Source organism: Actinocrinis puniceicyclus (genome assembly GCF_018283645.1).
Taxonomy (GTDB): domain Bacteria; phylum Actinomycetota; class Actinomycetes; order Streptomycetales; family Catenulisporaceae; genus Actinocrinis; species Actinocrinis puniceicyclus.
Genome location: NZ_JAGSXH010000137.1, coordinates 1 through 13,690, shown reverse-complemented (window position 1 = coordinate 13,690; position 13,690 = coordinate 1). Strand labels below are relative to the sequence as shown.

Annotated in this window: 13 protein-coding genes; 6 read left to right on the top strand and 7 right to left on the bottom strand. The window is 75.0% G+C overall.

Annotation, left to right across the window (positions count from 1 at the left end; translation table 11 throughout):
- Positions 1-12: 12 nt before the first annotated feature.
- A complete protein-coding gene (gene def / locus KGA66_RS24905) occupies positions 13-669 on the bottom strand; it encodes a peptide deformylase (protein WP_211471257.1) in 657 nt (218 codons plus the stop codon).
- A 145-nt stretch (positions 670-814) separates the two neighbouring features.
- Here def and KGA66_RS24900 point away from each other — a divergent pair, with 145 nt between their 5' ends.
- On the top strand, positions 815-1,519 hold the full coding sequence (locus tag KGA66_RS24900) for a TetR/AcrR family transcriptional regulator (RefSeq protein WP_211471255.1): 705 nt from the start codon (positions 815-817) through the stop codon (positions 1,517-1,519).
- A gap of 60 nt (positions 1,520-1,579) precedes the next feature.
- On the opposite strand, the gene KGA66_RS24895 is transcribed toward KGA66_RS24900, so the two are convergent.
- The 3 genes from KGA66_RS24895 to KGA66_RS24885 form a co-directional block, all read right to left on the bottom strand.
- A complete protein-coding gene (locus tag KGA66_RS24895) occupies positions 1,580-3,235 on the bottom strand; it encodes a xylulokinase (RefSeq protein ID WP_211471253.1) in 1,656 nt (551 codons plus the stop codon).
- Positions 3,232-4,728 (bottom strand): aspartate aminotransferase family protein, encoded by a 1,497-nt coding sequence (locus KGA66_RS24890; protein WP_211471251.1) that lies wholly within the window; start codon positions 4,726-4,728, stop codon positions 3,232-3,234. Before KGA66_RS24890 ends, KGA66_RS24895 begins: the two co-directional genes overlap by 4 nt.
- 70 nt (positions 4,729-4,798) lie before the next feature.
- A complete protein-coding gene (locus tag KGA66_RS24885; RefSeq protein ID WP_211471249.1) occupies positions 4,799-5,494 on the bottom strand; it encodes a class II aldolase/adducin family protein in 696 nt (231 codons plus the stop codon).
- A 197-nt stretch (positions 5,495-5,691) separates the two neighbouring features.
- Here KGA66_RS24885 and KGA66_RS24880 point away from each other — a divergent pair, with 197 nt between their 5' ends.
- Positions 5,692-6,339 (top strand): GNAT family N-acetyltransferase, encoded by a 648-nt coding sequence (locus KGA66_RS24880; protein ID WP_211471247.1) that lies wholly within the window; start codon positions 5,692-5,694, stop codon positions 6,337-6,339.
- Positions 6,340-6,437: 98 nt separating this feature from the next.
- Here KGA66_RS24880 and KGA66_RS24875 read toward each other — a convergent pair whose 3' ends face one another.
- Complete coding sequence (locus KGA66_RS24875; RefSeq protein ID WP_211471245.1) at positions 6,438-7,442, bottom strand: NADP-dependent oxidoreductase; 1,005 nt, start codon at positions 7,440-7,442, stop codon at positions 6,438-6,440.
- 372 nt (positions 7,443-7,814) lie between these two features.
- Between KGA66_RS24875 and KGA66_RS24870 the strand changes: the two genes are divergently transcribed.
- Positions 7,815-8,531 carry a GNAT family N-acetyltransferase gene (locus KGA66_RS24870; RefSeq protein WP_211471244.1) on the top strand — a complete coding sequence of 239 codons (717 nt, stop codon included), beginning with the start codon at positions 7,815-7,817 and terminating at the stop codon, positions 8,529-8,531.
- 78 nt (positions 8,532-8,609) lie between these two features.
- Here KGA66_RS24870 and KGA66_RS24865 read toward each other — a convergent pair whose 3' ends face one another.
- Both KGA66_RS24865 and KGA66_RS24860 read right to left on the bottom strand, forming a co-directional pair.
- Positions 8,610-9,431: a CPBP family intramembrane glutamic endopeptidase gene (locus tag KGA66_RS24865; RefSeq protein WP_211471242.1), complete on the bottom strand. Its 822-nt coding sequence runs from the start codon at positions 9,429-9,431 to the stop codon at positions 8,610-8,612.
- Between the two features lie 115 nt (positions 9,432-9,546).
- On the bottom strand, positions 9,547-11,028 hold the full coding sequence (locus KGA66_RS24860; protein WP_211471240.1) for a glutamate-cysteine ligase family protein: 1,482 nt from the start codon (positions 11,026-11,028) through the stop codon (positions 9,547-9,549).
- Between the two features lie 244 nt (positions 11,029-11,272).
- Between KGA66_RS24860 and KGA66_RS24855 the strand changes: the two genes are divergently transcribed.
- The 3 genes from KGA66_RS24855 to KGA66_RS32525 all read left to right on the top strand — a co-directional run bounded on the left by KGA66_RS24855 (position 11,273) and on the right by KGA66_RS32525 (position 13,315).
- Positions 11,273-11,512, top strand: a complete 240-nt coding sequence (locus KGA66_RS24855; RefSeq protein ID WP_211471238.1) for an NfeD C-terminal domain-containing protein — start codon at positions 11,273-11,275, stop codon at positions 11,510-11,512.
- 11 nt (positions 11,513-11,523) lie between these two features.
- A complete protein-coding gene (locus tag KGA66_RS24850) occupies positions 11,524-12,660 on the top strand; it encodes an SPFH domain-containing protein (RefSeq protein WP_211471236.1) in 1,137 nt (378 codons plus the stop codon).
- Positions 12,661-13,033: 373 nt separating this feature from the next.
- On the top strand, positions 13,034-13,315 hold the full coding sequence (locus KGA66_RS32525) for a DUF5999 family protein (protein ID WP_211471234.1): 282 nt from the start codon (positions 13,034-13,036) through the stop codon (positions 13,313-13,315).
- The last annotated feature ends 375 nt before the right edge of the window (positions 13,316-13,690 follow it).

The window sequence follows — 13,690 nt, the reverse complement described above, 5'->3', positions numbered from 1 at the left end:
GGTGGGGCGCGGTCAGCCGCGCAGCGCCTCGGCTTTGGCCGCGCGGCGGGCGAAGACCTCTTCGCGCAGCGCCTCCATCTGCTTGAGCGCGTCGCGGCGCTCGCGCTTGGGCAGCCGGTCGATGTACAGGTAGCCGTCGAGGTGGTCGCTCTCGTGCTGCAGGCAGCGGGCGAAGAACCCGGTGCCCTCGATCACCAGCGGGTTGCCGTTCTGGTCGAAGCCGCGCGCGACGGCGCGGTGCGGGCGGGCCAGGGCCTTGTAGGCTCCGGGCACCGACAGGCAGCCCTCGTCCTCCTCGTCCAGGACGCGCAGGCCGGGCGGCAGTTCGTCGATCTCGGGATTGCACAGGTGCCCGACGTGGCGCACGCCCTGGTCGTCGGGGCAGTCGTAGACGAACACCCGCAGGTCCACGTCGACCTGGTTGGCGGCCAGCCCGACGCCTTCGGCGACGTAGAGGGTGGCGAACATGTCCTCGATGAGGGAGGCGAGCGCGGCGCTGCCGAACTGCTCCGCGGTGACCGGTTGCAGGGGGCGGTGCAGGACCGGCTCGCCGGCGACGGTGACGCGCAGGACCCTGCCGCGCTCGGCCTCGGGGGCGCGGCGCGGGTAGGACTCGACGAGCCGGCCCAGCACGCGCACGGGCCGGGGCTGCTCGGTGGCTGGGGCCATGGTTCGCGGTTCGCCTTCCCTGCGCTCGGCCGCGCGCGTGTCCGCGCAGTGCTGTGCACAGTATCGTCGAGCGGTGCGCCGCGCGGCGAACCGGCCCCGCGCGCCGCCCGCGGCGCGGGCGTTGAGCCGGAGGCGGAAGGGCGCGATGCAGCAGGCGGAGGGCGTGTCGGCGGCGGGCCGCGCCGAGGGCGGCGGCGCCGGGAGCCTCGGCGGGCAAGGCGGCGCGGGGTCCGCGCGGATGCGCCGGGAGCCGCGCCAGCAGCGTTCGCGGGCGCGGGTGCGCCAGATCCTGGCCGCGGCGGACGAGATCTTGTCGGCGGAGGGGTTCGAGGCGCTGACGGTGCGGCGCATCGCGCAGGTCGCCGGCGTGCCGGTCGGCTCGATCTACCAGTTCTTCCCGGACAAGGCGGCGGTGGTCGACGCGCTGGCGGGCGCGTATATCGGGCAGTTCGACGCAGCGATCGGGCGCCTGGTGGCGGCCTCGGCGGTGCAGCGGTGGGCGGACCCGGTCGGCACGCTGGTCGAGGCGTTCGCGGGCCTGTACCGGGCGAACCCGGGGTATGTGGCGCTGTGGTCGGGGCGGCATCTCTCCCCGGAGCTGGCGCGGGCGGACGAGGCGAACAACGCGGCGATCGCGCAGGGGGTGCGGCTGATCCTGGTGCGCCAGGCGGGCCTGGCGGACGGGGCGCGCCTGGAGCTGTCCTCGCGGGTCGCGGTGGCGGTGGCGGACGCGTTGCTGCAGTTCGCGTTCCGGCTGGCGCCGCGCGGCGACGAGGAGGTGCTCGAGGAGCTCAAGGAGCTGCTGCGGCTGTATCTGGAGCGGCTCAGCGCGCGCCTGGCCGGGCCGTGAGCCTGCCGCGGGCCGGGCGGCTGCGGCGCTGCGGACGAGGGGCCGCGGGCCGGTGCGCCCTTACGCGTGCGGGGCCGGGTTGAGCCGGGCGTAGAGGCGGCGGTTGCGCCGGTACACCTGCAGGAACGCTTCGTGTGCGCGCTCGTAGGCGGCGCGGTTGGCCGGGTCGGGGCGGTAGACCCGCTCGATGCGCACCAGGTCCGGGATCTGGTCCCAGGTCAGCTCGCCGAGCGCGACCAGCGCCAGCAGCGCGGCGCCGCGCACGTTGGCCAGCACCGGCTCGGCGACCTGCCGGATCTCGTGGTCGAGGATGTCGGCCATGGCCTGGCACCACAGCGGGGAGGTGGCGCCGCCGCCGATGAACCGCAGCGCGCCCAGGCCGCCGGGGGTGTGCCGGCCGGTGAAGCGCTCGACGGCCGCCAGCATCCAGCGGGTGTTGTGCGCGATGCCTTCGAACACCGAGCGGGCCAGGTCGGCGCGGTCGGTGGACAGGGAGGCGTTGAACCAGCCGCCGCGCAGCGAGGAGTCGTCCACGGGGGTGCGTTCGCCGTTGAGCCAGGGGGTGAACAGCACCCCGCGGGCGCCGGGCGGGGAGGCGGCGGCCAGCGCGTTGAGCCGCTCGAGCGCGCCGAGGTGTTCGTGCGCGCTGGCGGGGCGCTGTTCGTGCAGCACGTTCTCGATCAGCCAGTCGACGGCCTTGCCGGCCACGTCCTGCACGGTGGCGACCCAGTACCGGCCGGGCACGGCGGCCGGCAGGGAGGCGATGGAGGTGCGCAGGTCGGTCTTCTTGTAGGGCACGTGGCAGCTGAGCCATGCGGAGGTGCCCACGTACAGGTGCGCGTCGTGGTCGCGCACCGCGCCGGCGCCGATCGCCGCGGCGGTGGTGTCGCCGGTGCCGGCCACCACCAGCGCGGCGGTGGTCAGGCCCAGGTCGGCGGCGGCCCGCGCGGTCAGCGGCCCGACCAGGGCGCCGGGTGCGGTCAGTTCGGGCAGTTTGGCCGGGTCCAGGCCGCAGCGGCGCACCAGGGCCGGGTCCCAGCGCACCGCGCCGGGGGTGCGGTTGTCGGTGCACCAGCGCAGCACGGCGGTGTCGTGGGCGGCCACGGCGCGGCCGGTAGCGCGCATCGTGAGGTATTCGGGCACGTCGAGCAGGTACGCGGCGGCGGCGTACGCCTCGGGGCGCTCGTGCTTGAGGAACAGCGCCTGGCCGACCGGGTCCTTGCCGGTCAGGCTGGGTGCTCCGCCGGTCTTCGCCAGCCAGGCGCGCAGCTTCCAGGCGTTGTAGCCGGTGCCGGGCACGGTGGGCGCGCCGCCGGCGACGGCGCGGCTGTAGCCGGCGCCGCGCGCGTCCATCCAGATCACCGCGGGGTGGGTGGGCGCGCCGTCGGCGGCGACCGGGACGGTGCCGCCCCACTGGGCGGAGAAGCAGACCGCGGCGACGCCCGGGGCGGGGTCGTGTCCCAGGTGCGCGGCGGCTTGGGCGAGCGCCGCTTTCGCGGCGGCGCAGATCGCGTCCCACCAGGCGTGCGGGTCCTGTTCGGCGCCGGCGCCGGGCAGCAGCCGCAGCGGGACGCGGGCCTTGGCGTGGCCCAGCAGCCGGCCGCGGGTGTCGGCGAGCGCGACCTTCGGGCCGGAGGTGCCCAGGTCCACGCCCAGCACGTAGCGCGCGCCGGCCGCGGCCGGCCGGTTCGCGCGGCGCTGCTGCGGCGCGTTCAAGCGACCTGGGCGAAGACGCGGGCGAAGGCGGCCAGCGCCTCGTCGACGACCTCGTCGGTGTCCGCCATGGAGGTGTAGAGGCGCGAGCCGGCCAGCGTGATGACGCCTTCGGCGGCGAAGGCCGTGGACATGTGCCCGAGCATGTCCCTGCGCGGCCCCAGTTCGGCGAAGAAGTCGGGGTCGTCGAGGGTGAGGTGCAGCACCCCGGAGGTGTGCAGGTGCACGATCGAGCCGAAGTTGTAGGTGACGTACGGCAGGTCGCGCGCGGCGATCAGGGCCTCCAGGCCTGCGCGCAGCCGGTCGCCGGCCGCCCCGGCCCTGGCGGGAGCGCCGGTGCGGTCCATCTCCGCCAGCGCGTGGTAGCCGGCGGCGCAGGAGAGCGGGTTGGCCGAGAGGGTGCCGCCGACGAAGACGCGCTGCCCGGCGGCGGTCAGGCCGCCGGCGAAGACGTCCATGACCTGCTGGCGGCCGCCGACCCCGCCGGCGGCCGGGTAGCCGCCGGCGACGCACTTGCCGAAGACGGTCAGGTCCGGGGTGACGCCGAAGTAGCCCTGGGCGCCGCCCATGCCGAGCCGGAAGCCGGTGACCACCTCGTCGAAGACCAGCAGCGCGCCGTGGCGGTCGCACAGTTCGCGCACGTGGGCGTTGTAGCCGGGCGCGGCGGGGTGGGTGCCGGACTCGGGGCCGACCGGTTCGACGATGACCGCGGCGGTGCCCCCGTCCTGCTCGAGCTTGTCCAGCAGCGCGCCGAGCGCGTCGCCGTCGCCGGGCGCCAGCTCGTGGGTGCGCTCCAGCGCGCCGGCGGGGATGCCGGTGGCCTCCAGGGAGCCGGTGCCGGGGATGCGCAGCCCGTAGACGACCTGGTCGCTCCAGCCGTGGTAGGCGCCGCCGATCTTGACGATGTGCTGTTTGCCGGTGTAGGCGCGGGCGGCGCGCACGGCGGCCATCACACCCTCGGTGCCGGAGCCGAGCATGCGGAAGCGCTGCACGGCGGGCATGAAGTCGTGGATGAGCCTGGCGAGTTTGACCTCGTACTCGTGCAGCATGCCGGTGACCGGGCCGCAGGAGGCCAGCAGCTCCAGGACCTTCTCGCGCACCGGGGCGTAGTTGGAGCCCAGCACGGTCGGCCCGCCGGCCTGCAGGAAGTCGATGTAGCGGTTGCCGTCCAGGTCGGTGAGGTAGGCGCCCTCGGCGGCGCGCACGGCCAGCGGCCAGGGCTCGTTGAGCGCGAGGTTGTGCTGCACGCCGCCGGGGATGTACTGCTCGGCCTCGGCGGCCAGCGCCTTGGACGCGCCGGCGTGCCGCTCGTACCACGCCTCGTAGCGGGCCAGGGCCTCGGGCGGCAGGGCGCGCAGCGGGCTGTGCACGAGGCGGTGCAGCCGCTGCTCGACGGCGGGCACGTCGGGGTAGTGCGAGATGGCGTACCGGTGTCCGCCCGCCGCACGGGCGCCGGCGCCCGCTGCGCTGCCCCCGGCCTCGGTGCCGCTGCTCATCGTGCCGCCTTTCCACGCGCCGCCTGTTGTATCAGCACGAAACGCCGATCGTACTAGTGCAATAAAAGGTTCACGGGGTGATCTTCTTGGTGGTGCCGTAGCCGGTGGCCAGCGCGACGTTGATCACGTCCTCCTGCTCCTTCTGCGTCAGCTCGCGCGGGGCCACGGCGCCGGGGCCGTCGAGCGGCCCGTGCAGCGCGGCGCTGATCGACAGCGCGCGCGCGTAGGTCTCGGCGCACCATTCGGCCAGTTCCAGGTTGTCCACGGCCTTGGCGACGCTGGAGCCCAGCGCGATCGAGCCGTGGTTGCGCAGCAGCGCGGCCTGCCTGTACTGGAGCGCGGCCACGACGTGCCCGGCCAGCTGCTCGGTGCCGTAGGTGGCGTAGGGGGCCACCCGCAGCGCGCCGCCGAGGGAGAGCATCGCGTAGTGGATCAGCGGTATCTCCTCGCACACCAGGCCGATCGCGGTGCTGGTGGCGGCGTGGGTGTGGGCGACGGCGCCGGCGCCGGTGGCCCGGTAGATCGCCAGGTGCATCGGCACCTCGCTGGTCGGCTCCAGCTCCCCTTCGGCGATCGCGCCGTCCTGCAGGCTGATCACGGTCAGCTGCGCGGCGCTCAGCTCGCTGATCACCGCGCCGGTCGGGGTGAGCGCGACCAGGTCGCCGCGGCGCGCCGAGAGGTTGCCGCTGGTGCCGATGACCAGGCCGCGCGCGGCCAGGCGGCGGCCGGCCTCGGCCAGGGCTTCGCGTTCTTCGGCCAGCAGCATCAAGCACCCTCGTTCGCGCCCGGGCCCGGGGGCCCCACGGAATGTGAACACACGCTCATGTTTGTTGCCGGGTTCATGCTCCGCCGGGCGGCGCCGCGCTGTCAAGGCCCGCCGCGCCCCGATCCGGCCCGGCGGCTTAACCGCTGGCCACCGGCCCCGGCGCCCGGGTAGCGTCCCGATGGTTAAAGGAGAGCACCGTGCCGCACGAGGACGCAAACACGCCCCGGGAACCCGGCGCCCGCCCGCAGGCCGGCCCCGCGCCGGGCCGCGACGAGGCAGACGGGCCGGACCTGACCGGGATCATGCTGACCACCGGGCGGCTGGTGCTCACCGCCCCGGGCGCCGCCGACACCGAGGCGATCCACCGCATGTGCCAGGACGCGGCGATCCAGCGCTGGACCACGTTGCCCTCGCCGTATGAGCGGGAGCACGCCCGCGACTTCGTCGAGCGTTTCGTCCCGCAGGGCCTCAAGGCCGGCACCGACGCCGTCTTCGGCGTCTACCACAACGTCGGCGGGCAGCTGCTGGGCATGGTGGGGCTGCACGCGATCAGCGGCACGGAGGCGAAGAACGGCGCGATGGCGCAGGTCGGGTACTGGACCGCGGCCGAGGCGCGCGGGCACGGCTACACCGCGGAGGCGGTGCGCGCGGTGTGCCGCTGGGGCCTGGAGAGGCTGGGCCTCCAGCGCATCGAGTGGTTCGCGTTCGAGGGCAACGAGGGCTCGCGCGCGGTCGCGCTGCGGGCCGGCTTCACCCTGGAGGGGAAGCTGCGCTCGCGGTACGTGCACCGCGGGCGGCGCGTGGACGCGTGGATCGGCTCGCTGCTGCCCGGCGACCCGCTCTAGCCCGCAGGCCGTAGCTGTAATGCCCGTGGGCCTGCGGGCCGCCGGGCGGCGCCCCGGCGCGCGCCCGTCGGGCGGATCGCCCGACGGGCGCGCCACGCTTACAGCTCGATGAGCATCTTGCCGGTGTTCGCGCCGCGGAACAGGCTCAGGAACGCCTCCGGGGTGTTCTCCAGACCGTGCACCACGGTCTCGGCCGCCTCGATGCTGCCCTCAGCCAGCCATCCGGCCATCTCGGCGGCGAACTCGCCGAAGCGCGGCTGGTAGTCGAAGACGATGAACCCGCGCAGCGTCAGGCGCTTGCCGATGGCCAGCGCCAGGTTGCGCGGGCCCGGCGCGGGCTCGGCGTCGTTATACTGCGCGATCGCGCCGCACAGCGCCACGCGCCCGCCGCGGCGCGCCGCACCGAGCGCCGCCTCCAGGTGCTCGCCGCCGACGTTGTCGAAGTACACGTCGATGCCCTCCGGCGCCGCCTGCGCCAGCTGCCCGCGCAGGTCACCGGCCCGGTAGTCGATCGCCGCGTCGTAGCCGAAGCGCTCGGTCAGCGCCCGCGCCTTCTGCGCGCCGCCGGCCGAGCCGATCACCCGCGCGGCGCCCTTGAGCTTGGCGATCTGCCCGACCAGGGAGCCGACCGCGCCGGCCGCGCCGGAGACGAACACGATGTCGCCCGCCTTGAACTCGGCGGCGATCAGCAGCCCGCCCCAGGCGGTCAGCCCGGTCACGCCCAGGGCACCCAGGTACCGGCCGGCCGGGGCCAGCGCGGTGTCCACCACGGTCGCGTGCTTGGCCGGGATCAGCGCGTAGTCGCGCCAGCCGGCCATGTGCAGCACGCTGGCTCCCACCGGCACCGCCGCGTCGCCGGAGGCCAGCACCGTGCCGACCGCGCCTCCCTCCAGCGGGGCGTCGAGCGCGAACGGCGGGACGTAGGACTTCACGTCGTTCATCCGCCCGCGCATGTACGGGTCGACCGAGAGCACGTCGTTGCGCACCAGCAGCTGCCCGGGACCCGGCTGCGCCAGCTCGGCCTCGACCAGGCGGAAATGCTCGGGGCCCGGGGCGCCCTGCGGCCGGGCGGCCAGGTGGAACTCGCGGGCGGTGGTCGTCATGGTCGCGTGGGCCTTCCTCGTGGCGGCTGCGGCGCGCACCGCGCCGCGCCCATCCTAGTACTTCACCACCTCAACAGTCCTGCCGCTGAACGGTCGGCGGTCCGCCTGAGCGCGGTCCGCCCGAGCGCCGCCGACGGGTGTCGGCAACCGGCCCCCGCCGGCCGGCGGCCGGCGCGCTGCCCGACACCGCGCCGCCCCGGCGCTGCCCGCGCCGTTCGCGCTGCTCGGCGGCGCGCCCGCCCGGCCGGGCCGCCGCGTGCGCGCGCCGGTGCGGCCGCCGGGGCGTGGCTCGGGCGCCGGGACGGGCGTCGCACGGGCCCGGCCCCGTCGTGTCGCTGCCCACGGCGCGCCGATCCGTGCATGATGTGCGCCATGCCAGCACCTTTCACGCTGACCGGCCGTCTCGTGCGGCTGGAACCGATGCGCGAGGACCACCTCGAAGCGCTGCTCGCCGCAGCCACGCAGGATCGCGCGTCGTTCGGGTACACCTACGTGCCCAAGGACCGGGCGGCCGTGCGCCGCTATCTCGACGTGGCAGGCGAGGACCTGCGCGCGCACGTCGCGGTCCCGTTCGCCACCGTCGAGCTGCGCACCGGCCGGGTGGTGGGCACCACCCGCTTCCGGGAGCTCGAATACTGGAACGCCGGGCTCTGGCCGCCCCGGCACGGCCACGTCAACCCCTCCGGGGTACCCGACGCGGCCGAGATCGGCTCGACCTGGCTGGCCCCGTCCGCGCACCGCACCGGGATCAACGTCGAGGCGAAACTGCTGATGCTCACCCACGCCTTCGAGACCTGGCGGGTGCAGCGGGTCTCCTTCAAGGCCGACACGCGCAACGCCCGCTCGCGCGAGGCGATCCTCGCGCTGGGCGCCACCTTCGAGGGGGTGCGCCGCTCGCACTTCCCGGCGGCCGAGGGCGGGGTGCGCGACTCGGCGCTCTTCTCGATCCTGGCCGAGGAGTGGCAGCAGGCCAAGTCGCTGCTGCTGGCCCGCCTGGCCCGCCACGGCGCGCCCTGCCCCGACCCGGCCGGCCCCGGCGCGCCGGCGCCGGCCTGCGCGCGACGCGACCCGGCACCCGTACCCGCCTGACCGCCCTGCGCCGGGCCCGGCCGCCGACCCGGCGGCCGGGCCCGGCGCCCTACGGCGCGCGCCGCCGCGGCCGCCGGTTCAGTGCGGCAGCCAGCCGACGTGCGGCGCCAGCGCCACGTACCCGACGAACGCGGCGGTGTCGATCAGCGCGTGCGCCAGCAGCAGCGGCATCACCCGGCCCCAGCGCCGGTAGAGCCGCGCGAAGATCAGCCCCATCACCAGGTTCCCGACGAACCCGCCGAAGCCCTGGTACAGGTGGTACGCCCCGCGAATCAGGGAACTGACGACGTCCGCGCGCCCGTGGGACCAGCCGGCCTGATCGAAACGGCGCAGCAGGTAGCCGAGCACCACCACCTCCTCCAGCGCCGCGTTCTGGAACGCAGAGGCCACCAGCACCGGGATGCGCCACCACACCGGCGGCAGGCTCGTGGGCACCACGGTCAGCGCCGCGCCGGCCGCGTGCGCGGCCAGGTACAGGCCCAGCCCGCTGCCGCCGACCACCGCCGCGACCGCGGCGCCGCGCCCGAGGTCGCCCAGCGCACGGGTGCGGTCGGCGCCCAGGGCACGAAGCGAGGCCCCCTCGCGCGCGAGCAGGTAGGCCACCAGCAGCACCGGCGCGAGCCCGAACGCGATCCCGTAGAGCTGGTAGGACAGGTCCAGCCAGGGCCGGCCCGGGGCGGCCGAGGCGTTGAGCGTGGCGTGCTGGGCGGCCAGGGCCTTGTGCGCGGTCAGCGAACCGCCCAGGTCGATCAGCGCCGAGACGGCCGAACGGCCCAGCGAGAGCGCCAGCACCGCGGCCACCTCGAACGCGATGAGTGCGCGGGTGTATCCCTGCGGCCACGCCCCGCCGCCGCTCCCGCGGTCCTCGGGGCGCGGCGGGGCGTTGTCCAGCGCGGCCATGCGTGCCTGCCTCCTGCGGTGCCGGGTGTACCGGCCGCAGTCTGCCACGCGCGGCTGAGCGCGGGCCCGCCGCCGTGTTCGAACCTGCCGAGCACGGCCGCCGCCGGCCGGGCCGCTAACCGACCGGCCAGGTGTGCACCGGGTCCCCGGCGCGGGCCAGTTCGGCGTAGCGGGGCACCATCGCCGCCAGCGCACGGCCGCGGCTCATGCCGCGCCGCTCCAGGTGCTCGACCTGCTCGATCTGCCAGACCGCGCCGTTGCGCCGGGTGCGCGCCCGCGCCTCGATGATGCCCAGGTACAGGTCCCGTTCGCGCGGGTCGATGCGCCAGCGCTCCAGCCCCGCGGCCGCCAGCGGCAGCAGCTCGCCGAGCACCAGGTCCGCGGCGCCGCTCTGCCCGCGGCCCGGCCAGTGCAGGCGCGCCCCGATGCCGTCGCGGGCCGCGGCGCGCAGGTTCTCGCGCGCGGCCGCGAACGACAGCCGCCGCCACACCGGGCCGTCCGCGTCGGCCAGGGCGCGCACCAGCCCGTAGTAGAACGCGGCGTTGGCCAGCACGTCGAGCACCGTCGGCCCGGCCGGCAGCACCCGGTTCTCCACCCTCAGGTGCGGTTTGCCGCGCGCCACGTCGTACACCGGCCGGTTCCACCGGTACACCGTGCCGTTGTGCAGCCGCAGCTCCTGCAGGTGCGGCACCCGCCCGGACTCCAGGGCGCGCTGGGGGTCCTCGGCGCCCACGCGCGGCAGCAGCGCGGTGAAGTAGGTCAGGTTCTCCCGGAACAGCTGCGCCGGGCTGTGGATCCAGCGTTCGCCGAACCACACCCGCGGGCGCACTCCCTGCGCCGCCAGCTCCTGCGGCCGCGAGTCGGTGGCCTGCTCGAACAGCGCGATGCGGGTCTCGTGCCACAGCCGCCGGCCGAACAGGAACGGCGAGTTGGCCCCGAGCGCGACCTGCGGGGCGGCGATCGCCTGCGCGGCGTTCCACGCCGGAGCGAACCCCTCGGGGGTGACCTGCAGGTGCAGCTGCACCGAGGTGCAGCACGCCTCCGGCAGGATCGTCGCGAAGCTGGCGTCCAGCGGCTCGGGCCCGTCGATGCGCAGGTGGAAGTCCTCCCCGCGCACCGAGGCCAGCTGGTCGTTGAGCAGCACGTAGCGGTCGTCGGCGGAGAAGTTCTCACGCACCATGTGCGCCACGCCCAGGGTCGGCAGGATCCCGATCATCGCCACGTGCGCCCCGCAGCCGCCGGCGACCCGGTCGGCGTAGAGCAGCGCGGTGCGCAACTCCTCGGCCAGCTCGGAGAAGACGGCGCCGACCAGCTTGTGCGGGGCGATGTTCACCTCCAGGTTGAACTGGCCCAGCTCCGTCTGGAAGTCCGGGGAGGCGATCTGGCCGAGCACCTCGTTGTTGACCATCGCCGGATCGCCGTGCGCGTCGATGAGCACCAGCTCCAGCTCCAGGCCGCACAGTTTGCGGCCCTTCTCGAAGCGGTCCTCGGCCAGCATCCGCTCGAGCACCTGCTGGCAGGTACCCAGCCGGCTGCGGAACCTGGCCCGGTCCGCTCCGTCGAACCCCAGGTCGGCGGCGGTGACGCGCTCGCCCACCGTTTCTCCTCCCGATCTGGCGGCCGCCCGCCGGTCCCCGCGCGCCGGATGCGGCCGCAAGCGCCCGCCGCGCGGCGCGGCCGTCTAAAGGACCTACCCGCCGCGCGCCGCGTCCATACGGGCACGCATCCCCGGGCCGCGGCGGTTCACGCGCACCGCGTAGCGCGTATACGCGCAGTGGTTCGCTCGGGAGTAGTGTGACGACACCAGCAGGCGCCGGCGCACGGGCGAGGGGGCGAGGGCGGTGCGGGACGACTCGGCGATCGGCCACGTGGGCGTCATCGTGATCGCAACGCGGGGCCCGGCCGGCCCGGGCGAGGTCCTGGTGAAGATCCGCGGCGGCTCGGAGACCTACCTCGCGTGGTCCGAGACACCCCTGCCGCGGGGCGCGACGGTGCTGGTGATCGAGTCGCGGGGAGCGCGGACGGTGGACGTGGCCGAGTGGGAGGACCCCCTCGGCCCTGAGGCCGGCGCAGCCGGCTAAGGAGAACTGAGATGTTCGGGTACAAGGTGCCTGCCCCCGACCAGGCGATGCTGATCTCGGGGGGACGGCGACAGGGCGGCGCGCCGTTCCGGGTGGTGACCGGGCACGGCGGGTTCGTGATGCCGTTCGTGCGCAAGGTCAGGTTCCTGACCCTGGCGATGATCGAGGCCGAGGTGGTCGAGACCTGCGTGACCCGGCAGGCCATCGCGCTGAACGTGCGCGCCGTGATCGCGTTCAAGGTGGGCAACGACCCGGAGAGCATCGTCAACGCCGGGCAGCGCTTCCTGTCCGACCAGAACCAGATGTCGGTGCTCACCGGCCGGATCTTCGCCGGCCACCTGCGCTCGATCATCGGCTCGATGACGGTGGAGGAGATCGTCACCGAGCGCCAGAAGCTGGCCACCGAGGTGCTGGACACCTCCAAGCCGGAGATGGCGAAGATCGGCCTGATCGTGGACTCGCTGCAGATCCAGTCGATCGACGACCTGGGCAGCGGCTACATCGAGGCGATGAGCGCCCCGCACAAGGCGGCCATCCAGCGCCAGGCGCAGATCGCGCAGGCGCAGGCCACGCAGACCGCGCAGCAGGCGCAGCAGGAGGCCGCGCGCCTGCAGGCCGAGTACGCGCGGCAGACCGCGGTGGTGCAGGCCCAGTACAAGGCGGAGATCGACCGGGCGCAGGCCGAGGCCGCGCAGGCCGGGCCGCTGGCGCAGGCCGGCGCGCAGCGCGAGGTGCTGGCGGCGCAGACCGAGCTGGCGCAGCGCGCGGCCGAGCTGCGCCAGCAGCAGCTGGTCGCGGAGGTGGTGCGGCCCGCCGAGGCGGAGGCCGAACGCATCAGGCTGCTGGCGATCGCGGAGGCCGAGCGCACCCGGATCCTGGCGGAGGCAGCGGCCTCCAACGACCGGGTGGCGCTGGACCGGATGCTGATCGACCAGCTGCCGCAGATCGTCAAGGAGGCCGCCCGCGGCCTGGCCGGGGCGAACGTGAACGTGCTCAACGGCGCGGACGGGCTCGGGGAGATCGCCGCGGGACTGGTCGGGCAGGGCCTGACGATCCTGGACTCGGTCAAGCGCAACATCGGCGCGCCCTCGCGCCAGCGCGACGAGCCGATCGTGATCGACGTCGAGCGCCAGGACCCGGCCCGGTAGCTCCCGCCGGGCCGCTGCCGCGCTGCTGCGCTGGTCGGCGGCCGCAGGGCGCCGCACGGGTGGTATCACGCGGGCGGCCGCGCAAGTTTCAGCCGCCGCCGCCCGCGGCGCACTTCCCGTGCCCTGGACACCGGCTGCTCGCCGACCGTTCATCGCACGGGTGCGCGCACCACTTGATACCGCCGGGCGGAGGGCGTCTACTGGGGACGTTGCGAACAGCACTGGTCTAGCCCATACGGGCCAGACGTCTCCGCCTGATCGGGTGGTTCGTCTGCGCGGATGGGCGGACTGTAAGCCGATTCCCGCCATAAGGTTCGGTGCGAGCGGACACTGGGCGGTAGAGGCGAACGACTCGTCCCTAGGGAGGGGACACATGCCTGCTACCACTTCCGGCGCCGCCAGGTCCGATGCGCTCGCACCGCGCGCCGCCACGGGGAGTAGTACCACCGAGACCGCCGCCACGTCAGCGGGCCCGGCCCACTGCCGCCATTCTCCGGCCTGCCCGCCCTCCGGCGCCGCGGACCGGTACCGGGCGCACGTCATCGCGTCGCACCCGGAGCAGGGCTGGTCCCTGCTGTGCAACGGGGTGATCGTGTTCGACGACCTCGGCGCCGTGCTGCCGGGCAGCGAGCTGATCCCCGCCGTGCTGCGCTAGGCCAGGTCCTGGACTGCCGCGCCGCGGGGCACCGCAGCGGCCGGTCCGACCGGCCGCGCGCGAGGCGGCGATGGCGTGCGGCCGCGTACCCGCCGGCGCCCTTGCCGCCTCCCGGCCACCCGGCCCGGCCCGCCGCGCGGCAGCCGGCGAGCCGGTGCGCCCCGTCCGAGCCCGCGCCCCTGCGGGCCGAAGGCGGTGACCGGGGCGGAACCCCGCACGCCCCCGGCGCGCACCGGCGCCGCACTCAGCTTGAGATTTGAGGTCGCGGGGATCGACTCCTGGCGGTTGACGGTGTTGTAGCGCATTGCTATAGCCGGGGTGTCATGGCGGTGCGGCGGTGCGTGCCCGGCTTGCCATGAGCGCTATATCCGATTT